The sequence below is a fragment of the Blautia obeum ATCC 29174 genome, assembly GCF_025147765.1.
GTDB classification, from domain to species: domain Bacteria; phylum Bacillota; class Clostridia; order Lachnospirales; family Lachnospiraceae; genus Blautia_A; species Blautia_A obeum.
Map to the genome: position 1 here is coordinate 3,229,342 of NZ_CP102265.1, position 25,524 is coordinate 3,254,865.

Below are 25,524 nucleotides of genomic sequence, written 5' to 3' on the forward strand. Positions count from 1 at the left end.
CCGTCCTTTCTTATGATGCTGAATTTTCTGAGCTGCTGTCTGAAGAAAGATTCAGTTCATTCTTATATTCCTCTGCACGATTCAGATACTTTTCGCCTCTGCTGACGTATTCATCATTATTTGTCTCATTGTCATGACAACGGTTATTTTCATCAATCCATCGGACAAGCTTTCCATCATCATAATAATAACGGTCTATTTTCTGCTGTCCTTCTTTTATATCTCCGGATGTACTGCTGTCTGACCAAATATATGCAAAAAACAGTTCATTCTTCCAGTAATAGTATTCTTCATACTGATTATCCTTCGAAAGGGATGGATAGATAAGGATCTTCCTTACCTGCCAGCTGCCATCATCCAGCTGTTTCAGGTAGCTGATCTTTCCATCCTCTTCTGAACCGATCCAGCTGTAATCATTCAGATTATCACTGATCTCTGTTGCCTGCGTCTGTATTTTTTCCAGTGTCTCCTGCAACTGCTTACTTTCTGCAGTCTGAACAGTTTCCGTTACAGACTGTTTCAAACGCTGCAGTTCCGCATTTTCCCTCAAAAGCCAGATAAATACACCCACGATCACACAGACTGCAGCAAACATGATAATAACCGCAGCAACCAGTGGCTCAAATTTCTTTTTTGCTCTCTTTTTGGCTTTTTTTGCTGATAGCGGTCTTTCCTGATTGTTTTTGCGTACAATCACTGTCCCTTCTGTCTCTGCTTTCATTTGGGACTGCTGGATTGCTTGTTTTCGGTCTTTCTGTGGCGTTCTTTGCTGAGATTTGTGCTGCACCTTCTGTGGATTTATTTTCCCCGGTGCATGTTCAAGCTCCTGCGTTTTACGTACATGCGCTGTTTTTGCAGATGAACTTCCTGTTTTTACTCTCTCCAATGCTTCACGAAATTCCACTGCATTGGCATAACGTTCTTCCCGGTCAAACGCACATGCTTTGAGAATCACCTCCGCAAACGCATCGCCTGCTTCTGCCGGTCTAGGGAGTTTCTCCCCGGCCATACGTTTATTCAAAGCATTTTCTTTATCTCTGTATGTAATCAGCTGTTTTTCCAGGCTGATAAACGGAAGTCTGTTGTGATTCCGAAGTTTGTATAAAACAATTCCAAGCGAATAAATGTCTACTCTTGAATCATAAGCTTCACCTTTATACATTTCCGGAGCCATATAAGAATAGGTACCCTTCTTTGAAAGTCCGCTCATAGTGCGTTCCAGTTCACGGGCAATACCAAAGTCTCCAAGTTTAAATTCTCCAAACCTGGATACAAAAATATTTTCAGGTTTGATATCTCTGTGAATAATATTCTGACATTGACAGTATTCCAATGCTTTACACAGATCAATACCAAGGCGGAGCACATCATCTTCCGAAAGTGCGCGTCCTGCACAATATTCCATAAAGCTGGTCAGATATTCCATCCGGATATAAATATCCCATCCAATGTCATCCAGATATTCTACTACTTTATAATCTTCAACAGAAACCACATGAGAATTTCCTCTGAAATATTCCATGGTACTGACTTCCTGAATACATTCATCAACAAGTCCCTGAAAATATTCTTTCACTGACTGTTCATTCGGGCTTTCAGAACGAACGCTGCTTAATTCCCCGGGATTTGAGGGAATCGTGATAACTTTAATCGCAGAATAAAATGTCGTTCCCTGCTCACTTCGACAAGCTTTATAAACTTTACCGAAAGATCCTTCTCCAATCTTTTCTGTAATCTTCCATTCCGGCCATACAGAAACCGGCAGTTGCTTATCCATCTTCCCCCTCCTTTCCCGGTAATCTCCTATATTTCAGAGTTTTTTATTTATTTTAAATATTAATTAGCTTCATTATAGCATGCAAATAAATCCATGTCTGTAATTTTCGATATTCTTCCAGTTTTTTTCATACAATATTTATATTTTTCCATATAAAAATCCCCCGACCACCAAAATGGTCAGGGGATGTCTGTGAATAATAATTAATTATTCCTCTGTATCGTCAGTGTTTTCTTCTGCATTGATGATTTCATCGTCTGCAGCATCAACAGTTTCTTCCAGTGTGATCGTTTCTTCGTCTTCCGGAAGGCTTTCTGCAGTTTCTTCATCCACTGTCGGTGCCTCTTCCGGCATGCCTGTATCCAACTGGATATCTCTGTAACGTTTCAGACCTGTACCTGCTGGAATCAGTTTACCAATGATAACGTTTTCCTTCAGACCAACCAGGTGGTCAACCTTACCTTTGATTGCAGCCTCTGTCAGGACTTTTGTTGTTTCCTGGAAGGATGCCGCTGACAGGAAGGAATCTGTTGCCAGAGAAGCTTTGGTAATACCAAGCATTACCTGCTTTCCTTCTGCCGGTTTCTTTCCTTCTTTCTCAAGGTTTTCATTAACTTCCTCAAATTCAAGAACATCTACAAGTGTTCCCGGAAGGAATTCTGTATCTCCATTGTCTTCGATACGAATCTTCTTCAGCATCTGACGAACCAGAACCTCGATATGCTTATCACTGATTTCTACACCCTGGAGACGATATACTCTCTGAACTTCACGGATCATGTAATCCTGAACAGCACGAACACCTTTAATTCTCAGGATATCATGTGGATTTACACTACCTTCTGTAAGTTCATCACCAGCTTCAAGAACCTGTCCGTCTGCAATCTTGATACGAGATCCATAAGGGATCAGATATGTCTTGGAATCTCCGTTCTCCGGATTTGTTACAATGATCTCACGTTTTTTCTTTGTGTCGTTGATGACAGCAACACCAGGAATTTCTGTGATAATAGCAAGACCTTTCGGTTTTCTTGCCTCAAAAAGCTCCTCAACTCGAGGAAGACCCTGAGTGATATCTCCACCGGCTACACCACCACTATGGAATGTACGCATAGTCAGCTGTGTACCAGGCTCACCGATAGACTGCGCAGCAATAATACCAACAGCCTCACCAACCTGAACAGCTTCACCAGTTGCCATGTTTGCACCATAACATTTTGCGCAGACACCAACCTTACACTTACAGGTCAGAATTGTACGGATCTTGACTTCTTCGATCGGTCCACCAGTTTTGCTTACACCTTCACTCATGATACGTGCAGCACGTCTTGGGGTGATCATATGGTTTGCCTTAACAAGAACTTCACCATCTTTATTTGTGATAGTCTCACATGCAAAACGACCTGTGATACGTTCCTGAAGGTTTTCGATTTCTTCTTTTCCATCCATGAAGCCTTTGACATACATACCAGAGATTTCCGGTCTGTTTTCGCAGCAGTCTGTCTCACGAACGATCAGTTCCTGAGATACATCAACCATTCGTCTGGTCAGGTATCCAGAGTCGGCTGTACGAAGTGCTGTATCGGACATACCTTTACGAGCACCATGTGCAGACATGAAGTATTCCAGTACTTCAAGACCTTCACGGAAGTTTGACTTGATAGGAAGCTCGATCGTATGACCAGTTGTATCGGCCATCAGACCACGCATACCTGCAAGCTGTTTGATCTGTTTATCAGAACCACGGGCACCGGAGTCAGCCATCATGAAGATATTGTTATATTTATCAAGACCATCCAGAAGTGCTTTTGTAAGCTCATCATCAGTCTTCTTCCATGTTTCAACAACTTCTTTGTAACGCTCTTCTTCAGTAATAAGACCACGCTTATAGTTCTTTGTGATTTTGTCTACGATATTCTGCGCATTCTGGATCATCTCAGGTTTCTGAGGCGGCACAGTCATATCAGAAATGGATACGGTCATCGCTGCACGTGTAGAGTACTTGTAACCTGTAGCCTTGATAGAATCAAGAACTTCTGCTGTCTTGGTAGCTCCGTGTGTATTAATAACTTTTTCCAGAATTTTCTTCAGCTGTTTCTTACCAACCAGGAAATCAACTTCCAGAAGAAGTTCATTACCCGGAATGCTTCTGTCTACGAATCCAAGATCCTGAGGAAGGATTTCATTAAACAGGAAACGTCCAAGTGTAGACTCTACAATACCAGTCATTTCTGTTCCATCAGGCATTGTCTTTGTAATACGAACCTTAATTCTGGACTGAAGAGTAATAACCTTATTTTCATAAGCAAGAATTGCTTCATTAACGCTCTTGAAGAACTTACCTTCTCCCGGATTTCCAGGTCTCTCCTGTGTCAGGTAGTAGATACCAAGGACCATATCCTGTGAAGGAACGGCTACCGGTCCACCATCTGAAGGTTTCAGAAGGTTGTTCGGTGAGAGCAGAAGGAAACGGCACTCTGCCTGAGCTTCCTGAGAAAGTGGAAGATGAACAGCCATCTGGTCACCATCGAAGTCAGCGTTGAACGCAGTACAAACAAGTGGATGAAGCTTGATAGCTTTACCTTCTACAAGAATCGGCTCAAACGCCTGGATACCCAGACGATGCAGTGTAGGTGCACGGTTCAGCATAACCGGATGTTCTTTGATAACATCTTCGAGGACATCCCAGACTTCCGGCTGAAGTTTTTCAACCATCTTCTTAGCATTCTTGATGTTATGAGAAGTTCCGTTTGCAACCAACTCTTTCATTACGAAAGGTTTGAACAGTTCGATTGCCATTTCTTTCGGAAGACCACACTGATAGATTTTCAGTTCCGGTCCAACGACGATAACAGAACGTCCGGAGTAGTCAACTCGTTTACCGAGCAGGTTCTGACGGAAACGTCCGGATTTACCTTTCAACATGTCAGAAAGGGATTTCAAAGCTCTGTTTCCAGGGCCTGTTACCGGACGGCCACGACGGCCGTTATCAATCAGAGCATCTACAGCTTCCTGAAGCATACGTTTCTCATTGCGGACGATGATGTCCGGCGCCCCCAGCTCCAGAAGACGTTTCAGACGATTGTTACGGTTGATAATTCTTCTGTACAGATCATTCAGGTCAGATGTTGCAAAACGTCCACCATCCAGCTGTACCATAGGACGCAGATCCGGCGGAATAACCGGGATTGCAGTCATGATCATCCACTCAGGACGGTTTCCTGATTCGCGGAAAGACTCTACAACTTCCAGTCTCTTGATGATTCTGGCACGTTTCTGTCCGGTTGCATCAACAAGTTCAGCTTTCAGTTCAGCAGCGTCTTTTTCAAGATCAATTGCTTTGAGCAGTTCCATAATGGATTCTGCTCCCATACCTACACGGAAATTATATCCATATGCTTCACGAGCATCCTGATACTCTTTCTCTGTAAGTACCTGCTTGTACTGAAGTCCGGAATCAGCCGGATCCAGTACGATATAGTTAGCAAAGTATAAAACTTTTTCCAATGTTCTCGGCGACAGATCAAGGATCAGTCCCATACGGGACGGAATACCCTTGAAATACCAGATATGGGATACCGGAGCAGCAAGCTCGATATGGCCCATACGTTCTCTTCTGACAGATGCTTTTGTAACTTCTACACCGCATCGGTCACAGACAACACCTTTATAACGGATTTTTTTATATTTACCACAATGGCACTCCCAGTCCTTACTTGGCCCGAAAATTCTTTCACAGAAAAGTCCGTCCTTCTCCGGTTTCAGAGTACGGTAGTTGATGGTTTCCGGTTTCGTTACCTCACCTCTGGACCACTCTCTGATCTTCTCAGGGGACGCCAGTCCAATCTTGATGGCATCGAAAGTCATTGGCTGATATGTTTCATTTGATGTGGTTGATTCTGCCATGTATTCTTTCCCCTTTCTACTCGTTGTCTTCATCATCGTAGGACTCGTCGAAGTCGATGAAATCATCATCGTCTTCCTCATCCTCTTCAACATCTACAAGTTCTTCACCTTCGAATTCCTGTTTGGTGTAACCATGTTTTCCGAAGGACTCTTCTTCTCTGTGATGTCTGCTGTCACCTTCGATTACAGAACGAAGGTCTGTATCACCATAATCTACTGTTTCCAGCAGATGTACTTCTGTATTGTCATCTCTGAGGACTTTGACATCCAGACCCAGAGACTGAAGTTCTTTCAGAAGAACTTTGAAGGACTCAGGGATACCTGGTTCAGGAATATTGTCGCCCTTGATGATTGCTTCATAAGTCTTAACACGTCCAACAACGTCATCGGACTTAACTGTCAGGATTTCCTGCAGTGTATACGAAGCACCATATGCCTCCAGAGCCCAAACCTCCATCTCACCGAAACGCTGTCCACCAAACTGAGCTTTACCACCCAGAGGCTGCTGTGTAACAAGTGAGTAAGGACCTGTAGAACGCGCATGGATCTTATCATCAACCAGATGATGCAGTTTCAGGTAATGCATGTGTCCGATTGTTACACGACCGTCGAAGTATTCACCTGTACGTCCGTCACGGAGCTGTACTTTACCATCTCTGGAAATCGGAACACCTTTCCACAATTCTCTGTGATCTTTGTGTTCATCCAGATATTCCATAACATCAGGTGCAAGTGTATCCTGATATTTTGCACGGAATTCTTCAAAATCTTCAATATTTACATAATCATTTGCCAGTTCCAGAGTATCCTGGATATCAATTTCACTCGCACCATCAAATACCGGTGTGGAAACGTTGAATCCAAGTGCTTTGGCAGCAAGACTTAAGTGGATTTCAAGGACCTGACCGATATTCATACGTGAAGGTACACCCAGTGGGTTCAGTACGATATCCAGTGGACGTCCGTTCGGCAGGAATGGCATATCCTCAACAGGAAGTACACGGGAAACAACACCCTTGTTACCATGACGACCAGCCATCTTGTCACCAACAGAAATCTTACGTTTCTGAGCAATATAAATACGTACTGCCTGATTTACTCCAGGAGACAGCTCATCGCCATTCTCTCTTGTAAATACTTTGGCATCTACGATAATACCATATTCTCCGTGAGGAACTTTAAGGGAAGTATCACGAACTTCTCTTGCTTTCTCACCAAAGATTGCACGCAGAAGACGTTCTTCTGCTGTTAGCTCTGTTTCTCCCTTAGGAGTAACTTTACCAACAAGAATATCGCCGGCACGAACCTCTGCACCGATACGGATAATACCACGCTCATCCAGATCTTTCAGTGCGTCATCACCGACACCCGGAACATCTCTTGTGATCTCTTCCGGTCCAAGTTTTGTATCACGTGCTTCTGCTTCATATTCTTCAATATGAACAGAAGTATAGACATCGTTCTGTACCAGTCTCTCACTTAACAGAACAGCATCCTCATAGTTGTAACCTTCCCATGTCATGAATCCGATCAGCGGGTTCTTACCAAGAGCAAGCTCACCATTTGCAGTAGACGGACCATCTGCGATAACCTGTCCTGCTTCTACATGTTCACCCTGGAATACGATCGGCTTCTGGTTGTAGCAGTTACTCTGGTTACTGCGGAGGAATTTTGTAAGATGATAATCATCTTTTGTTCCATCATCATTCTTGATACTGATATCTGTAGATGTGGAACGAAGAACGGTACCGGACTTCTTAGCCAGAACGCATACACCTGAGTCAACAGCCGCTTTTGTTTCCATACCAGTTCCTACTACAGGAGCTTCTGTTGTAAGAAGCGGTACTGCCTGACGCTGCATGTTGGATCCCATCAGCGCACGGTTAGCATCATCGTTCTGAAGGAAAGGAATCAGCGCTGTCGCTACAGAAAATACCATCTTAGGTGATACGTCCATGTAATCAAACATACGTTTCTCATATTCCTGAGTCTCTTCACGGAATCGACCGGATACGTTTTTGTGGAGGAAATGTCCCTCTTCATCCAATGGCTCATTTGCCTGAGCTACATGATAGTTATCTTCCTCATCAGCTGTCATATATACAACATCATCTGTTACGATCGGATTTGACGGATCTGTTTTATCGATTTTACGATAAGGAGCCTCAATAAATCCATACTCATTGATTCTTGCATAAGATGCAAGGGAGTTGATCAGACCGATGTTAGGACCTTCAGGAGTCTCAACAGGGCACATACGTCCATAATGAGAATAGTGGACATCTCGTACCTCGAATCCGGCTCTGTCTCGTGACAGACCGCCAGGTCCCAGTGCAGAAAGACGTCTCTTATGTGTCAGCTCACCAAGAGGGTTATTCTGATCCATGAACTGTGACAGCTGAGATGAACCAAAGAACTCCTTAACTGCTGCTGTTACCGGTTTGATATTGATCAGGGACTGTGGAGAAATACTCTCTGTGTCCTGAGTTGTCATACGTTCACGTACAACTCTTTCCAGTCTGGAAAGACCGATACGATACTGATTCTGAAGGAGTTCACCAACAGAACGGATACGACGGTTACCCAGATGGTCGATATCGTCATCATTTCCGATGCCATATTCCAGATGCATATTGTAGTTAATGGAAGCCAAAATATCTTCTTTGGTAATATGCTTCGGAATAAGATCATGGATATCTCTCTTGATAGCGGCTTTGATGTCTTCGAGATTATCATTTTCTTCCAGGATTTTTTCAAGTACCGGATAGTATACTAATTCTGTAACACCCAGTTCTTTTGGATCACAGTCAAGATCTACATGAGCTGTAATATCAACCATCATGCTGGAAAGAACTTTGATCTTACGTTCTTCACCCTGAATCCATACAAATGGTACTGCTGCATTCTGAATCTTGTCTGCAAGCTCGATTGTTACGTTTGTGCCTTCCTCTGCAAGGATTTCTCCTGTAGACGGATCAACAACAGCTTCTCCGAGCTTATGTCCTACAATACGTTTATTAAAATGAAGTTTCTTATTAAATTTATAACGGCCGACCTTGGCAAGGTCATATCTTCTCGGATCGAAGAACATAGCCATGATAAGACTCTCTGCACTCTCTACTGCAAGAGGCTCACCCGGACGGATCTTCTTATACAGTTCAAGAAGACCTTCCTGATAATTGGTAGATGTATCCTTGGTAAAACTTGCAAGGATCTTCGGCTCTTCACCGAATAATTCTACGATTTCTGCATTGGTGCCGATACCAAGGGCACGAATCAGCACAGTGATCGGAACCTTACGGGTTCTGTCCACACGTACATAGAATACATCATTGGAATCTGTTTCATATTCCAGCCATGCACCTCTGTTCGGAATAACAGTACTGGAAAACAGTCTCTTACCAAGTTTATCATGTGCAATTGCGTAATAAATTCCAGGGGAACGTACCAACTGGCTGACGATAACACGCTCAGCGCCATTAATAACAAAAGTACCTGTTTCTGTCATTAACGGAAGATCTCCCATGAAGATCTCGTGTTCGTTGATTTCCTCTGTTTCTTTATTGATCAGTCGCACGCGAACCTTCAAAGGTGCCGCGTAAGTTACGTCACGTTCTTTACACTGTGCGATGGTATATTTTGCATCTTTAGCGTCATACGTGAAATCGATGAATTCCAGGCTAAACTTTCCGCCATAATCCGCGATCGGAGAAATATCATCAAACACTTCTTTGAGGCCCTCATCGAGAAACCACTTATAGGAATCTTTCTGGACTTCAATCAAATTCGGCATTTCCAGAACTTCTTTTTGTCTCTGGTAGCTCATGCGCATGCTTTTTCCAGTTTTTACAGAACGAATTCTGTTTTTTTCCATTGACGTTTCACCCCTGTTTTTTTATTTATTTTACAACATGCTCCTGTTTACGGTTTGAGATAAACAGGCATATCCTTGCCATAATATAGCATTCTTCACTATAGCATAGCGATCTCTGCCTGTCAACCAGTTTTTTGTAAATTTATCCAAAAAAATATGGAGACACCGCAGGGTGTCTCCATCCAATTCTCATCTTTAACAGAATTATTTAAGTGTAACCTTAGCGCCTTCTGCTTCAAGTTTTGTTTTGATGTCTTCAGCTTCTGCTTTGGATGCGCCTTCTTTAAGAGCTTTCGGAGCACCGTCAACTACTGCTTTAGCTTCTTTCAGTCCAAGACCGGTAACTTCACGAACAACTTTGATAACTTTTACTTTGTTCGGTCCAACTTCTGTAAGTTCTACGTCGAACTCATCTTTTTCTTCAGCTGCTTCTCCAGCTGCTCCAGCTGCTGCTACTACAACACCTGCTGCTGCGGATACACCGAATTCTTCTTCGCAAGCTTTTACGAGTTCATTTAATTCTAATACAGATAATTCTTTGATTGCTGCAATAAATTCTTCTGTTGTTAATTTTGCCATTTTAATTTTCCTCCATTTTTTAAGATTTGTTTTAATAATGCTGGGATTTACTCAGCGGCTGCCTCTGTATCAGCGCCACCCTGTGCCTCTGCGATCTGATTAAGCACACGAGCGAAGTTTGTGATAGGAGACTGGATACTTCCAAGAAGTTTTCCAAGAAGTTCTTCTCTGGACGGAACCTGGGACAGTGCCTGGATTCCAGCCTGATCGTTGTAGTTACCTTCAACTACACCTGCGATCAGCTCAAGAGCTGGGAACTGTTTTGCATATTTAGCAAGGATTCTTGCCGGTGCTGTAGCATCTGTTGCGGAAATAGCCAGAGCGTTTGTTCCTTCCAGATGTGGGCAAAGGCTTTCACATGCTGTTCCTGCAAAAGCACGGTTCATCATAGTGTTTTTGTATACTTTATACTGAACACCAGCTTCTCTTAACTCCTTACGCAGAATTGTATCCTGTTCAACTGTAAGACCACTGTAGTTAACAAGTACTACTGCCTGTGCGTCTTTAATGCTGTTTGCGATTTCATCTACGATTGGTTGTTTCAGTTCTACTTTTGCCATAAATGGTACACCTCCTTATAGATTTTGATATACCGCCGCGTCAAAACATAAAAAAACCTTACTGCATGACAGTAAGGTCTCTGTAATCTTAAATAGAATACTTAGTCCTCGGTAGGCGTTTTAATCCTTATGCCTTTCGGCACCTACTGTCTTCGGCAGCGTTCTATGTTAATCTATCACACTTTCCCACGCGTGTCAATACCTTTTTTAACTTTTTCTGCATCTTTAATATAACCAAAAAGTAAATTTACTTTTACAGAAAATATTTAAAGTTTGTTAAGATTATGTTATGATTGTATTACTTGTTAAAAATGTATATCCTTTTAAAGTTTAACAGAATATAATTACAATACTTATTTACCTTGGAGGAATTATGATACCAGATAACCAAACACTTTCATCTTTGAATCACAAGAATCCGAACGGAACTGTTTCTGTGGAAGTCTCTTCTATTTCAGCGGATAAAGCTATATTGACAGTTAAGGACTTTTCTTTCGATAATTACGAAGATCTTTCTATTATAATAAAGGAAACAGAGTTTTCTGAGCCTGCACCATTGGACTTTTCCATATCTGATACCTCACTGATTCTGAACCTTTCTTCTTTAAGATCTCATTTTGAGTTCAGACGCAGCAAAGAATTTCGAATTTATATTCTCGGAGTCCATGATCAGAAAGCCGAACTTTTTCTATTAAAGGATAAGAGTCAGAAAGCTGCTCCGTGGAACAACTTTCATCTCTTTACTGAGGAAATCTATTTTGATGAGGATTCCGCCATCCGCCCAACAGAGTACATTGGCGTACTCAGTGCTGATTCCAAAGATAATCTCTGTATTCATCTCTGCAGCCGCAACAAATATCTGGCCCAGACTCATTACTGTTCTCTGCGCAGCCTGAAAATGAACGGCGGCAAATTAAAAATTTGTTACGACCTGGAAACCGGGTATCATGAATATGTAAAAACCGAGCTGTCTTTCAGAAACAAACTTGCAGAGGATGCAGTTACTTACGACTTCACCACTCTAAGCACCAACAAACGCGGAAATCTTCTTCGTATAAAGATTTCACTTGATCTAAATAAAGTTGACTGGAAAAGTCTCTACTGGGATGTCAACGTTCTCCTATACAACCAGGGCAACAACAAGACAAACCACATTTCCATATCAATGGATACAAAACAACGTATGTTCCAGAAATTCCTTTACAATGGTTCCTACAAGACTGACAATGGATTTTTCTTCTATCCTTACTATACCGGAAAGAAAACACTTGCTTTTGTTTACCGAAATAAAGGGAACTACGACGGACTCGATATCGTTTTCAAGGAATTTACTGCAATATTCCTTTATCGCCTCGCAAAATCCTACTGGAACAAAAAACACATCTGCCTGGTTAGTGAAAAATTTGCTTCCATGGCTCAGGATAATGGATATTACTTCTTCAAACACTGCATGGACGAAAACGAAGAAGCTTATCTGCATAAAAAAATCTACTATATAATATCAAAAGATTCTCCTGATCATTATAAAGTAGATCCTTACAAAAAGAATGTGATCAATTTTATGTCCATCCGACACATGATCTATACACAGGCTGCTGATCTGATTGTCAGCTCTGACTCCAGATACCACACCTATGCAATGCAGTGTCGTCACAGTATTTTCAACCGCTATCTGCGCAAGAAGAAATTCGTCTTTCTTCAGCACGGCGTTATCGCCCTGAAAAGAGTTGATGCCTTTTACAGCAAAGGTATGCGTGGCGGCTGCGACCTCTTTGTAGTATCCACCAATCAGGAAAAACAGACGATCGTTGATAATTTTGGCTATGAGCCAGACGAAGTTATCAATACAGGTCTTCCCCGTTGGGATGTTCTTGAGGATACTTCTAACGGAAATCGTGAGATACTGATCATGCCAACCTGGCGAAGCTGGCTGGATTCCGTTCCGGATAAAGATTTTGAGGAAAGTGATTACTTCCGCCACTATATGGCTCTTTTGAATTCCAGTCATTTTAGTCAGCTTTTGGAAAAATATGATTTACAGGTCAATTTTTATCTGCATGCTAAATTCCAGGAATACTCCGATAACTTTAAGGCAGTCAGCGATCGTATCCATCTGATCTCTTTTGGAGAAGTTGCTGTCAATGAAATGCTCATGAGATGCCGTATGCTTATCACAGATTACTCCAGTGTATGCTGGGATGTCTTATATCAGGATAAACCAACTTTGTTTTATCAATTTGACCTTGATAAATATAACGAAGCTCACGGCAGTTACATAGATATGAAAACGGAACTGTTTGGAGACCGTGCCGAAACCGAGGAGCAGCTTATGGAACTTCTGAAGGAAACCGTTTTAAACGACTTCCGTCTGAAACCAGAGTATGAACTAAAACGTCACGAATATCTTCAGTTCAAGGATAATCAACACAGCCGCCATATCTGTGAAGAGATTAAGGAAAAGCTTTAACAATTCAATTCTCTCACAGTTATAAAACAAAATGCAGCATCATATTGCAGAGTTTCTATACTCTCTTATGATACTGCATTTTTGGTAGTATTCTCACCATAAAGTTCTGTCGGCCCATGCCATAAAACCATCTATGACTGCATTTGAGATTTTTTCGTAATGAATGAGTTTCTTCACAACATCAAGAAATACTGCAATCAGAATACTGCTTCCCATCAGGAACAGCCAGATCACTGCTGCATGTCCAAGTGAATAAGTAAAATCTCTCAGCCATAATGTTCTTATAAAGGTATGGATATAGAATACTGTTGCTGAGTATTTTCCAAGAAATTCCAGCAACTGATGAAGTCCGGGAATATCCAGCAAAAATTCGTAAGCCCAGTAAATGATTGCAACCGGAATAAGACCATTCAGCATAAATTCAAAACGTTCCAACGCCCAACGACTGTTCCAGAGCATCAATAATGCCAGAATCATACCTGTACTGACAACAAATTTTAAAAATTTGCTCAACGCCTGGCTCTTAAGCGGTTTCCAGCTTTTCAGTCTCTCAAAGACCTGTTGATCAGCAAAACATATCGCAAGCGGTACGATAAAAAGATATTTTGTCAGATGTACATGCTTTTCTATCAGGAAACTGCCCGGAAGAAGGAACAGCATCATAATAAGCCAGCTGTATTTTCTGTAGATTTGAAGCGCTACCGGAAGGAAAAAAATCAGCAGCACCTCAAGGCTCAAATACCACCAGGTACTAACCAGCATTCTGCCCCCAAACATATGACCCACACCAAAGAAATCCATAATGATACTGATAATATTAGCAAACATTCCGGCCGGATAACGGAAGGTATCTGTAACAAAAGTCACGCCCACACAAAATACAAATGGAACTAAAAACGTTAATACAAGCTTTACATATCTTTTTAAAACAAACAAAGTTGCTGTATGACCATCAAAATCATATTCCGGATATTTTGACTTCATAGAGAGTGTCAGCCCATATACAGATAAAAATGCAAACATCCCTACGCAGTGCACCATGCATAAGCTGATCAGCATTGCTAGATTCTGTGGAAGCGGCCAAAAACTCACTTCTGCCCCACCCATTCTGGCAGTCTGCGAAAAGCAATGATAACACAGCAGGAAAGAAATCGCGATTCCCTTCACCGCCAACGTGTTTTTTTTCGTAAATTTAATGGTTTGTTCCATTCCATTTTCCTTCCTGATTTTATATACTTTCATCATTCCATAACATCTGTGAACAGTAACCATTCTATCTCAGACTCAAGGTTTTTGTCAATGAAGTGCAGTCAGAAGCATTTGCGATTTCCTTGCAAATAAATGTATACTTCTGTATAATTTTATTATTATCAAATTCTTCAAGGAGTTTTTATGGAAAAACAGATTTCTATTACCAAGATTAAAATCAGACATTCTCAGATTCTTCTGTTTTTGAATTGTCCTAAAAAACCCGAAACACTTCAGGGTGAGCTTCGCTTTCAGAATGCCTGGCTGAACTTCTGTCATCCAGTTGCCTTCTATCCTGTTGGAAAAAGTCTGGTTTGTCCAATCAACACAGATAAACTTGAAAACTATGATGGTGACTGGAAGCTGACAATCCAGGATTCTAATGACACTTACACTCCTGTTTTCACTAGCCGCATACGCCTTTCTCTGCTTCTCGGCAGACATTTTGTGCGAAATGAAGAAACTCTTTTCTTTCCTATGGGAGGCGCTTCTCACAGCTTTCTTCTGCGCTGCCGCCGCTGGCAGAAACAGGATCATCTGACTTTCAGAATCAAAGAGCTGACAGCCTTTGGTATTGCAAAACTATTTGGTCGTTCTCTGAAGGAAAAACACATGTGGCTTGTGTATGAGAAATTCTGCATCACAGCTCAGGAAAACGGTTTTTATTTTTTTGAATACTGTATGAAAAATAAGAAAGACAATGTATTTTTTATACTGGATAAAAAATCTCCTCAGTGGGATTATATGCAGCAATATCGAAAAAACATCATTCCTGCCTTGAGTTTTCGCCATATCCTGTATCTGCTGTGCGCTGATCTTCTAATCTCTCCGGATGGAAGACACCACGCCTATGCATGGAAGCCTATGCCAAACCCTGTGACCCGAACACTCAACAAACAGAAATTATATTTTCTGCAGCATGGTGTTTTGGCTCTCAAAAACGTTGATAGTCTTTTCAGCGTTGACTCTTCGTCTTCCGTTGATTATTTTACTGCATCATCAGAATTCGAAAAGAATATTATCGTAAACCGCATGGGATATAACCCGGATAAAGTTCCGGTAACCGGACTTGCCCGCTGGGACGGCCTCCACGATACTTCAGACCCGGAGCATCCTGTTATCCTACTCATGCCTACCTGGCGCTCCTGGCTGGAAGGACAGAATGACGAAATTTTCCAACAGAGCAGTTATTATCAACATTATGCTTCTCTCCTGAGCAATCAGGAACTTCAGGATTATCTGAAAGCACATGAACTGAAACTGCTGTTTTATATTCATCCAAAACTACAGGAATTTATCAGCACTTTCCATTCCGAAGACTCTCAGATTGAGCTGTATTCCTTTGATTCCATGCCTCTGAACCAGCTTCTCATGCGGTGTTCCATGATGATCACGGATTACTCCAGTGCCTGCTGGGATGTTTATTATCAGGGAAAACCCGTTCTGTTCTATCAATTTGATGTGGATGACTATAACAGGACTAATGGAAGTTACCTCAATATGGAAAAAGATCTGTTCGGCGACCGTTGCACAGAGCAGGAAGATCTCGTTCATCTGATCAAAGATTATGCTGAAAACGGCTTTCAGGAAAAACAGAAATACGCCGAAATGCGCAAAGAATATTTTGCTTATATCGATCACAATAACTGTCAGCGAACCTACGAATACATCAAAAGCCAGGGCTATTAAACCCTGGCTTTCACTATTAAACCAATTCTGTTACTACTTTGATAAAGAAAATTACGATCACGACGATCATGACCGGTTTCACGATCTTATGACCATTTGATGTAAAACTGTGACTTCCAAGATAGTTTCCTGCCATATTACAGCAGCCCGCAGCAATTCCCAGTGGCAGGAGTACCTTACCATTGATCAAAAACACAACCAGTGCCGTAATATTGGTTGTAAGATTGATTGCCTTCGTTGTTCCCGCTGCATCATTCAGTGTCATATGGCAGAATCCTGTAAAAAGAAGCATCAGGAACGTGCCTGTTCCCGGTCCATAAATTCCGTCATAAATGCCGATTACCACTGCGATCAGAATGCATTTAAAGATCAGCATTCCATTGACTGCATCTGTAGTATTTTCGTCATTCCCCTGCAGTGCTTTGCTTCTGAGAACATAAAATAAGATTACCGGCAAAACGATCACCATTGCTATTTTGAGAACTCTGTCTGAAATGAGTAATGCAAGATGAGACCCCATCCAGGACCCGGCAATCGCACCAAAAATTGCCGGAATACATATTTTCCACTTCATAAAGCCCTTTTTCATATAATGGTAAGTTGCAACAGAAGTCCCCATGAAGCTGCTCATTTTATTTGTTGCAATCGCAGTATGTACCGGCAATCCGGCGATCATATATGCCGGAAGAGAGATCAGTCCCCCACCGCCGGCAATCGAATCTACAAATCCTGCCAGAAATACAAAAAAACATACTACCAGATAAACTAATATCACTTTTTCTCCCACGTTCCCTGTCCTCAACTTCTTTTGTTATTTATTATTTCTTCTTCATCGCAATCAGTGTAGGCCGAAGAATTTCCACATATTCTTCGTACATAACTTCTCTGAGAAAATCCACATATTCCCAGAAAGTCAACTCTCCGTCCGGCGTGAGAAGTTCAAAATCTGTATCATAAACATTTACAAACAGACCAGTCTCTTTAAGACCATTTCGCAGATAAAATGCTTTTCTTCTCTTACGTTCTTCTGCATTCTCCGCTTTTTCATTCTGTGTTTCAATTTCAAAAATATATTTATAATTTTTAAAGCGTTCCAGAAGCACTTCCAGCCCTTTGCTTCCATAACCACCATTTCGTTTCTCAGGTGCGATTGCATAATAGTCCAGAAGCGCCCGATTCTGCTCTTCATCGATCAGATTGATCGCCAGACCTGCAAATTCATCCTCATCGACCAACACAAGCATTTCCATCTTTCCATCAGCAACCAGCTGTTCCATAACCTGGAGTGGCTTTTTTTCCTGCTCTGGAAACGCCTTATCGTATAAGTCATACAGCTGCCATTTATACTGTGCGCCTTCATCGGCAATGTTCATCAGTTTCATATTATTTGTCTCCTGTTTAATTATTAATCATATCCGGCCATGACAGAATCTCTGCAGCAATTTCTTTTTCGTAATCGCCCTCGATATCCTGGCTTCTGCCCGCTTCATAAATATTGGTTTCTGCACCCCAGACTTCATCATGATATTCCCACACATGAAAACGAAGTCCACGGAACATGAAATCAAGACTTCCACAGTCATCTTCTTCTGTATATTCATATTTGATATTTTTCTGTTTTAACGCATTCTGTACCATCTGCAGTTTCATATCTGTTTCTCCTGTCCTTATCATATATTTCTGTTAAACATCGAAGTCGTCTTAACGACGACTTTGCTTTAAATACTCATGTTCTTTAGTATAACACATCCCTGTCGGTTGTCTATTGTAAAAATCGCTTCCATGCTTTATTATAGTAAATAGCGAAAAAAGGAGTGTATACCAATGACTACTAAAATGGTTTTTCACGGAAGTGATATAGAAAAAATTTGCGCTTACTATCATTTGAATAAAGAAGATATCGTTAAATTCGGAGCAAACGTCAATCCACTTGGTCTTTCTGCTTCTGTCAAAAAAGAAATTGCAGAAAATATAGATCTGTTTTCTTCTTATCCGGACAGAGATTATGTCAGCCTCCGAAATACGATTGCTGCATACTGTCAGATTCCGGCAGAATTTATTCTTCCGGGAAATGGCTCCAGCGAGTTGATCTCCCTGCTTATCCAAGAGCGTGCACCAAAGCATACTCTGATCCTCGGACCGACTTATTCCGAATATTCAAGAGAACTTTCTTTCTCCGGAAGCACACAGGAATATTATCATCTACAGGAAGGACGAAATTTCACTCTGGACGTGGATGATCTGTGTAAAACACTGGAAAAAGGCTATGATTTCCTGATCATCTGTAATCCGAATAATCCGACTTCTTCTGCGATCATGCAGGAAGATTTGAGAAAGCTGATTGCGTTCTGTTCTGGAAAAAATATTTTTGTCATGATTGACGAAACATACGTGGAATTTGCACCGGACATCAATGCAGTAACAGCGGTTCCTCTGACCAGAGAATTTACAAATCTGATGGTTCTGCGTGGTGTATCTAAATTTTATGCGGCTCCGGGTATGCGTCTCGGCTATGGCATTACAGGAAACAGAGAATTTCTCGCCCGAATGAGAGAAAAGCAAACGCCATGGTCTCTGAATAGTCTTGGTGCATTTGCCGGAAAAAAAATGCTCCTTGACCATGACTATTTCCGCAGGACACGTGAGCTGATCCTCGGTGAACGTGACCGGATGGAAACCGAATTAAAAAAACTTTCAATCTTCAAGGTCTATCCGGCATATGCAAACTTTATCCTTCTGAAAATCCAGAAAGAAGGCCTGACTTCCGCAGATGTATTTGAAGCCTGCATCAAAAAAGGGCTGATGATTCGTGACTGTTCTTCTTTCCAGTGCCTGGACGGAGAATTTGTCCGGTTCTGCATCATGATGCCTGAAGATAATACACGATTGTTAGACATACTGAAGCAGCTGTGATCCAGCTGCTTCTTTTTTATACTTTTATGCGTATATTCTTAACTGTTCCTGAGCATCTCCCATTTTGCTGTTTTCAATGATGCATATGCAGATATTTCTCCCGGGTAGCAAGTCCGCCACGGATGTGACGTTCTTCTTTATTCACATCCAGAATCTTACGCGCCTCTCCCGCCAGTGCCGGATTGATCTGGATCAGCCGGTCTGTCACATCTTTATGTACCGTACTCTTACTGATCCCAAATTTTTTCGCCGTCTGTCGTACTGTCGCTTTTGTTTCTATTATGTAATGTGCAATCTCCACTGCACGTTCTTCGATATAATCCTTCAAAGAAAAATCCCCCGAAGACACCGTTTTTACAGTGTATGCGGGGGATTTATGTGGTATGTCTTACTTATTTATCTCTTAGAAGAGCACCGGAATAATATAAATTCCAAGTGCAATGATCGTCGCAACAATTGTGGCAATCTTCCAGATATTGTATTCTTTGTCCATCTTTGCTTTTTCTTCCGGAGATGGCTCCTCAATTTAATGAGATCTCATCAATCAGTTTCAGTTCTTCCTCAGTGAGCGGTGCACTGGAAATTGCTTTTATATTATCCAGAATCTGCTGTGTTTTGGATGCGCCGATCAGAACACTGGTCACTTCTTTCTGCTGCAGAAGCCATGCAAGTGCCATATCTGCAAGCTTTTCTCCTCGCTGTGCTGCCAGCTCATTCAGCTTACGGATCTGATCTAGTCTGTGTTCATCCAAAGTACTTTCTTTAAGGAATCTGCCATCAGTACGGATACGGCTGTCTTCCGGGATTCCATGCAGGTAACGGTCAGTCAGCTGTCCCTGTGCAAGCGGGCTGAATGTGATCAGACCCTTTTGCAGCTCAGCAGTTGCCTTTTTCAGACCATTCTTCTCTACTGTTCGATCAAAAATAGAATAACGGTTCTGATTGATGACAAACGGACAATGCAGATCCTTCAGAATTGCAGTAGCCTTCTTTAATGTCTCTCCATCATAATTGGAAAGTCCGACATAAATTGCCTTGCCGCTCTGTACTGCACTTGCCAGTGCACCCATGGTCTCTTCAAGCGGTGTATCCGGATCCATTCTGTGATGATAAAAAATATCTACATAATCAAGGCCCATACGTTTCAGACTCTGATCCAGGCTGGCAAGAAGATACTTGCGGCTTCCCCAGTTCCCATAAGGGCCATCCCACATCTCATATCCGGCTTTTGTTGTAATGATCAGCTCATCACGATAAACGCCCAGGTCTTCTTTCAGAATGCGGCCAAAGTTCTTTTCTGCACTTCCTGGTTCCGGACCATAATTATTTGCCAGGTCAAACTGTGTGATTCCACTATCAAAAGCCGTAAAACAAAGCTTTCTCATATTTTCAAAATTTGCGGTGTCTCCAAAGTTATGCCATAATCCCAGTGACACCTTTGGCAGCATCAGACCACTGTTTCCACAATGATCGTATTCCATGGTTGTGTATCTTTCTTTAGACGCAGTGTACATATTCTTTTCCTCCCAATACGAATATATTTACTTCTCTTTACAAAGATTAGCACTTCAAGTATACTTGAAGTCAAGAATTTTATATAAAAGTAAATTTGTGATTCGGCATTTAATTTTTTACAGGAGGTATCGCATCTAATGAAAAACTATACGATCAGAGAAATATCCGAAATGTTTGAGTTACCATCATCTACACTTCGTTATTACGAAAGTGAAGAGCTCCTTCCAGAAGTACCCAAATCCTCTTCCGGACAACGTATATACAATGATGAACATGTTGAACGTCTTAAATGTATCAACTGTTTCAAACGCACAGGAATGACTATCCCACAGCTTCGAAAATTTTTTATATATGAGGCAGATGAAGCAGCTCACATTGATAAAATTATCTCTCTTCTAAAAGATCAGGAACAAATTGTAAATGAAAAGCTGATCCAGCTTCAAAAAGATTCAGCACATGTCCATCACAAAGTAGAATACTACTCTGAAATCAAACATGCGCTGGAAAATAATCTTCCTCTGCCAGTCTGGGTAGATGAGGATTGATTTCACTTATTCCTTCTATCTGAAACTCTTTAAATATGCCTTCTGCTCTGGTGTGATCCGGTAGCTCTCCACCGCCTTCTGAATGGTCTTACGGTGTACCCATTCCGGCAGACGTCGTTCCTCGATATACGGAATGGTCGCCTCCCATTGCTTTGCAAGGGCCGTAGCAAGATACCAGGCGATCATCATGTTTACATAATATTCTTCAGACCGTATATCTGCTGCCAGCTTCAGATATTCCGGTCTGAAATCTTCCTCCAGATAAAGATTCATCAGCATACCGATTCCATAACGAATCGTATAAGTTTCTCCAGATGAGATCCAGTTTCTGATTTCCGGAAGCAGCTCTTCTTTATGCTTCGCAAAACACTTTGGTGCCGGAAGGTCACAGGTTGCCCAGTTATTTACATATGGAAGCAGTTTTTTCACTTCTTTCAGGCACACCTCATAGTCTTTGATCCAGCTTATGATCATCATATGCATATTATTCTCTTCATAATATCGGTGTGGCAGATCCTTCAGAAAAAGTTCTGCTTCCAGTGTCTCTGCAAATTCTTTTGTAAACTTGCGGAGCATCGGTGTACGGATTCCTATAATGGTTTCCCTGTCAATACCCGGCAATAATTTACTGTGGAAATCCCGATATTTCAGATCCTGCATCTCAAACAACTGCTTTTCCAGATTTTCTATATAGGACATAAATACTCCTCGTCTTCCATTAGTATATTGTAAATTATAACACACAGCTCTTTTTGTACAATCCCTCATGCATATTTTTTGAATTATATCTATACCTTTAAATAAAAGCCTCTCGGAGTCTGCCATGTCACAGGACAAACAACCCCATTCTACACATCAAGCAGATTCGATCATGCTGACTCTTGCTCTTATTCTGGCTGTTTTGGGACTGCTCATTCTTTTTAGTGCCAGTGAATATAATGGCAGAGTACGTTTTCACGACTCTGCCTATTATTTTAAGAAACAACTTTTTGCCACAGCTCTCGGCCTTGGTACCATGTATCTGGTTTCTTCCATTGACTATCACTTTTTCGTCCGTCTTGCACCGGCCGCCTACCTGCTTTCCATGCTCTTGTCCACCGCCGTTCTGCTTTTCGGACAGGAGATCAACGGTTCAAAGCGCTGGCTGAATCTCGGTCCACTTTCTTTCCAGCCTTCTGAGTTTGCCAAAGTTTCCGTTGTGCTTTTTCTGACCTGGCAGATTGAAAGATCCCATAAACGAACAGACGGGTTCTGGTTTATGTGTCGCACTATGCTCACACTGCTTCCAATCGTAGGCCTTGTTGGCTCTAACAACCTGAGTACTGCCATCATCATCCTGGGAATCGGAGTTATCCTGATCTTCGCTGCCAGCCCTCGCTATATACAGTTTGCAGCACTTGGTGGAGCCGGAATCGGTTTTATCGCGATCTTTCTTGCTGCGGAAAGCTATCGTCTGGAACGTCTCGCAATCTGGCGCGAACCGGAAAAATATGAAAAAGGATTTCAGACGATCCAGGGACTTTACGCTATCGGAAGCGGCGGCCTTTTTGGCAGAGGCATTGGCAACAGCATACAAAAACTGGGCTTCGTTCCCGAAGCCCAGAATGATATGATCTTTTCAATTATATGCGAAGAAATGGGATTGACAGGTGCCATCATCCTGATTCTTATTTTTGCCCTGCTGCTCTGGAGACTCTGTGTCATCTCCATGAACTGTCAGGAACTTTCCGGTGCCATGATCGCTGCCGGAATCATGGGGCATCTGGCGATTCAGGTTATTCTGAATATTGCCGTCGTTACCAATACCATTCCCAACACCGGAATTACTCTCCCCTTCATCAGTTACGGAGGTACTTCCATTGTATTTCTGCTCGGGGAAATGGGGCTGGCGCTGAATGTCAGTCGTCAGAAGAACAATCCTCCCACCAGATAAACCGCAAAAGAAACCAGCCATGCGATCACGCACTGGGCAAGCACAACAAAAATTGCCCATTTGCCACCAAGTTCACGTTTGATTGAAGCAATAGCTGCCACACAAGGTGTATACAGCAGACAAAAAGCCAGAAGACTCGCTGCGGAAAGTGATGTAATACTTCCAAGCAAAGCCGCTGTATTTCCAAACAGGATAGAAAGTGTTGATACCACGCTCTCTTTTGCCATAAATCCAGTGATCAGAGCTGTGGAAATCCTCCAGTCTCCATATCCCATTGGTTTGAAGATCGGAGCAATCACACTTGCCACCATTGCCAGAATACTGTCTTTGGAATCTGTTACAATGCTCAGATGTGTATTGAATGTCTGCAGGAACCAGATCACCAGTGTCGCCATGAAAATAACGGTAAACGCTCTCTGCAGGAAATCTTTTGCTTTATCCCAGAGAAGATGTCCTACATTCTTCGCACCCGGCATACGGTAGTTCGGTAATTCCATAACAAAAGGCACTGCCTCACCACTGAACAATGTTTTTCGCATCAGCAGCGCCATCAGAATTCCCATGATGATGCCACCGAAGTACAATGCGATCATCACGATCGCACCGTGATCCGGAAAAAATGCTGCCGTAAAAAATGCATAAATCGGAAGTTTTGCCGAACAGCTCATAAATGGTGTCAGTAAGATCGTCATCTTACGGTCTCGTTCAGATGGAAGCGTACGGCTCGCCATAACCCCTGGTACCGTACATCCAAATCCGACCAGCATCGGCACGATGCTTCTTCCGGAAAGTCCGATCTTTCGAAGCAGCTTGTCCATAACAAAGGCAACTCGTGCCATGTATCCACTGTCCTCCAACAAGGAGAGAAAGAAAAACAGGGTTACGATTACCGGAAGGAAACTCAATACACTTCCTACTCCATTAAATACCCCATCCATAACCAGTGAATGCAGTACATCATTCACACCAGCAGCCATCATCCAATGATCAACGATATTTCCGAGTGCTGTGATTCCCATGTCCAGAATATTCTGGAGAAACGCACCGATCACACTGAATGTCAGGAAAAACACCAGACCCATAATACCGATAAAACATGGAATAGCCGTGTATTTTCCCGTGAGGATCTTATCGATTTTCATACTGCGAAGATGTTCTTTACTTTCTTTTGGTTTCACAACCGTTTCATCACAGACTTTTTCAATAAAATCAAAACGCATATGTGCGATTGCCGCTGCTCTGTCCAGACCACGTTCAGTTTCCATCTGTTTAACAATATGCTCCAGCATTTCTTTCTCGTTCTGATCCAGATTCAGACTGTCCATGATCAGCTGATCACCTTCCGCAAGTTTTGCTGCTGCAAAGCGAACCGGGATTCTTGCTGCTTTGGCATGGTCTTCGATTAGATGCATGATCGCATGGAGGCATCTATGCACTGCTCCGCCATCTTCATTAGCATCGCAAAAATCGATGATCTGCGGCTTTTCCTGATATTTTGCCACATGAAGTGCATGCTGAACCAACTCATCAATTCCCTCATTCTTGGCTGCTGAAATCGGAATGACCGGGATTCCCAGCATCTCTTCCATCTGGTTCACCAGGACGGAACCTCCGTTTTCCCGGACTTCATCCATCATATTCAGTGCCAGGACCATCGGGATATCCAGTTCCATCAGCTGCATGGTCAGATAAAGATTTCTCTCTATATTTGTTGCATCGACGATGTTGATAATGCCCTTCGGATGCTCATCCAGTACGAAATTTCTGGTCACGATCTCTTCGCTGGAATACGGGGACATGGAATAAATTCCGGGAAGATCAGTCACCAGAGTGTTACTCCTTCCTCGGATATTTCCATCTTTTCTGTCTACTGTAACTCCCGGAAAGTTTCCAACATGCTGACTGGAACCTGTCAGCTGGTTAAACAGTGTTGTTTTTCCACAGTTCTGGTTTCCGGCAAGTGCAAAGGTCAGTATTTCACTGTCCGGAAGCGGATGTTCGTTTTCTTTAATATGATATTTACCACCCTCACCAAGACCAGGATGTGGGATTGCTTTAGAAATATCTTTTTTGTGTGCTGCCTTCCCTTCTGATGGTTCGACTGCATCACGAATATTCTCTATCTCTATTTTTTCTGCATCTGCCAGACGCAATGTCAGTTCATAGCTATGAATACGTAATTCCATAGGATCTCCCATTGGTGCATATTTCACCATGGTAACTTCTCCTTTTGGAATCAGCCCCATATCCAGGAAATGTTGTCTCAGCGCGCCCTCTCCTCCGACAGAGCGTATTGTCGCAGTTTTTCCGATCGGTAATTCACGTAATGATGTCATATCTGCTTTCCTCTTACCTTTCCCTGTTATTGATACTTTTTCTCATTTAGTACGCATAAACTAACCCTATGATAAATGAGAATTTTTGTCAATAGGATTCATAAAAAAATCCCTGCAAAAATACAATTTCCGCCTGTTTTCTCCGGATCTCGTATTCTGCAGGGAGCAACTTTTTTATTTTA

Annotated in this window: 18 protein-coding genes and 1 other annotated feature; of the genes, 5 read left to right on the plus strand and 13 right to left on the minus strand. The window is 42.1% G+C overall.

Features of this window, described 5'->3' with window-relative positions:
- Window positions 1-10 precede the first annotated feature (10 nt).
- The 5 genes from NQ503_RS15485 to rplJ all read right to left on the minus strand — a co-directional run bounded on the left by NQ503_RS15485 (window position 11) and on the right by rplJ (window position 10,696).
- Complete coding sequence (locus NQ503_RS15485) at window positions 11-1,777, minus strand: serine/threonine protein kinase (RefSeq protein WP_005423291.1); 1,767 nt, start codon at window positions 1,775-1,777, stop codon at window positions 11-13.
- A 207-nt stretch (window positions 1,778-1,984) separates the two neighbouring features.
- Window positions 1,985-5,683, minus strand: coding sequence for a DNA-directed RNA polymerase subunit beta' (gene rpoC, locus NQ503_RS15490; protein WP_044925143.1), 3,699 nt, complete (start codon window positions 5,681-5,683; stop codon window positions 1,985-1,987).
- Window positions 5,684-5,699: 16 nt separating this feature from the next.
- Window positions 5,700-9,557 (minus strand): DNA-directed RNA polymerase subunit beta, encoded by a 3,858-nt coding sequence (gene rpoB / locus NQ503_RS15495; RefSeq protein WP_005423288.1) that lies wholly within the window; start codon window positions 9,555-9,557, stop codon window positions 5,700-5,702.
- Between the two features lie 204 nt (window positions 9,558-9,761).
- Window positions 9,762-10,136 carry a 50S ribosomal protein L7/L12 gene (rplL, locus tag NQ503_RS15500; protein ID WP_005423287.1) on the minus strand — a complete coding sequence of 125 codons (375 nt, stop codon included), beginning with the start codon at window positions 10,134-10,136 and terminating at the stop codon, window positions 9,762-9,764.
- Window positions 10,137-10,183: 47 nt separating this feature from the next.
- Complete coding sequence (rplJ, locus tag NQ503_RS15505; RefSeq protein WP_005423283.1) at window positions 10,184-10,696, minus strand: 50S ribosomal protein L10; 513 nt, start codon at window positions 10,694-10,696, stop codon at window positions 10,184-10,186.
- 40 nt (window positions 10,697-10,736) lie between these two features.
- Window positions 10,737-10,870: a sequence feature (ribosomal protein L10 leader region), on the minus strand.
- A gap of 199 nt (window positions 10,871-11,069) precedes the next feature.
- Between rplJ and NQ503_RS15510 the strand changes: the two genes are divergently transcribed.
- The gene (locus NQ503_RS15510; RefSeq protein ID WP_005423282.1) at window positions 11,070-13,163 is read left to right on the plus strand and encodes a CDP-glycerol glycerophosphotransferase family protein; all 2,094 of its coding nucleotides are present in this window, start codon (window positions 11,070-11,072) and stop codon (window positions 13,161-13,163) included.
- A gap of 93 nt (window positions 13,164-13,256) precedes the next feature.
- On the opposite strand, the gene NQ503_RS15515 is transcribed toward NQ503_RS15510, so the two are convergent.
- Window positions 13,257-14,372: a hypothetical protein gene (locus NQ503_RS15515; RefSeq protein ID WP_259892862.1), complete on the minus strand. Its 1,116-nt coding sequence runs from the start codon at window positions 14,370-14,372 to the stop codon at window positions 13,257-13,259.
- A 183-nt stretch (window positions 14,373-14,555) separates the two neighbouring features.
- Between NQ503_RS15515 and NQ503_RS15520 the strand changes: the two genes are divergently transcribed.
- Window positions 14,556-16,100, plus strand: a complete 1,545-nt coding sequence (locus NQ503_RS15520; RefSeq protein WP_049940381.1) for a CDP-glycerol glycerophosphotransferase family protein — start codon at window positions 14,556-14,558, stop codon at window positions 16,098-16,100.
- A gap of 16 nt (window positions 16,101-16,116) precedes the next feature.
- On the opposite strand, the gene NQ503_RS15525 is transcribed toward NQ503_RS15520, so the two are convergent.
- From NQ503_RS15525 to NQ503_RS15535, 3 genes are read right to left on the minus strand one after another with little or no spacing between them, the layout of a single operon-like run.
- Window positions 16,117-16,875: a sulfite exporter TauE/SafE family protein gene (locus tag NQ503_RS15525; RefSeq protein WP_306440960.1), complete on the minus strand. Its 759-nt coding sequence runs from the start codon at window positions 16,873-16,875 to the stop codon at window positions 16,117-16,119.
- Between the two features lie 43 nt (window positions 16,876-16,918).
- Window positions 16,919-17,482 carry a GNAT family N-acetyltransferase gene (locus NQ503_RS15530; RefSeq protein WP_005423274.1) on the minus strand — a complete coding sequence of 188 codons (564 nt, stop codon included), beginning with the start codon at window positions 17,480-17,482 and terminating at the stop codon, window positions 16,919-16,921.
- A 16-nt stretch (window positions 17,483-17,498) separates the two neighbouring features.
- Window positions 17,499-17,750 carry a thioredoxin domain-containing protein gene (locus NQ503_RS15535; RefSeq protein ID WP_022388877.1) on the minus strand — a complete coding sequence of 84 codons (252 nt, stop codon included), beginning with the start codon at window positions 17,748-17,750 and terminating at the stop codon, window positions 17,499-17,501.
- A 174-nt stretch (window positions 17,751-17,924) separates the two neighbouring features.
- Here NQ503_RS15535 and NQ503_RS15540 point away from each other — a divergent pair, with 174 nt between their 5' ends.
- A complete protein-coding gene (locus NQ503_RS15540) occupies window positions 17,925-19,013 on the plus strand; it encodes a pyridoxal phosphate-dependent aminotransferase (protein ID WP_117739691.1) in 1,089 nt (362 codons plus the stop codon).
- Window positions 19,014-19,086: 73 nt separating this feature from the next.
- Here NQ503_RS15540 and spoIIID read toward each other — a convergent pair whose 3' ends face one another.
- A complete protein-coding gene (spoIIID, locus tag NQ503_RS15545; RefSeq protein WP_044925134.1) occupies window positions 19,087-19,341 on the minus strand; it encodes a sporulation transcriptional regulator SpoIIID in 255 nt (84 codons plus the stop codon).
- A 193-nt stretch (window positions 19,342-19,534) separates the two neighbouring features.
- Window positions 19,535-20,527 carry an aldo/keto reductase gene (locus NQ503_RS15550; RefSeq protein WP_005423269.1) on the minus strand — a complete coding sequence of 331 codons (993 nt, stop codon included), beginning with the start codon at window positions 20,525-20,527 and terminating at the stop codon, window positions 19,535-19,537.
- Window positions 20,528-20,665: 138 nt separating this feature from the next.
- Between NQ503_RS15550 and NQ503_RS15555 the strand changes: the two genes are divergently transcribed.
- The gene (locus NQ503_RS15555; protein WP_005423268.1) at window positions 20,666-21,073 is read left to right on the plus strand and encodes a MerR family transcriptional regulator; all 408 of its coding nucleotides are present in this window, start codon (window positions 20,666-20,668) and stop codon (window positions 21,071-21,073) included.
- Window positions 21,074-21,088: 15 nt separating this feature from the next.
- Here NQ503_RS15555 and NQ503_RS15560 read toward each other — a convergent pair whose 3' ends face one another.
- Entirely contained in the window at window positions 21,089-21,772 is a 684-nt protein-coding gene (locus tag NQ503_RS15560; RefSeq protein ID WP_044925131.1) for a DNA alkylation repair protein, read from the minus strand.
- A gap of 124 nt (window positions 21,773-21,896) precedes the next feature.
- On the opposite strand from NQ503_RS15560, the gene NQ503_RS15565 reads away from it, so the two are divergent.
- Window positions 21,897-23,006 carry an FtsW/RodA/SpoVE family cell cycle protein gene (locus tag NQ503_RS15565; protein ID WP_005423261.1) on the plus strand — a complete coding sequence of 370 codons (1,110 nt, stop codon included), beginning with the start codon at window positions 21,897-21,899 and terminating at the stop codon, window positions 23,004-23,006.
- Here the strand turns inward: NQ503_RS15565 and feoB are convergent.
- Entirely contained in the window at window positions 22,979-25,342 is a 2,364-nt protein-coding gene (feoB, locus tag NQ503_RS15570) for a ferrous iron transport protein B (protein ID WP_005423260.1), read from the minus strand. The two genes, NQ503_RS15565 and feoB, sit on opposite strands and share 28 nt — an antisense overlap.
- Window positions 25,343-25,524 lie beyond the last annotated feature (182 nt).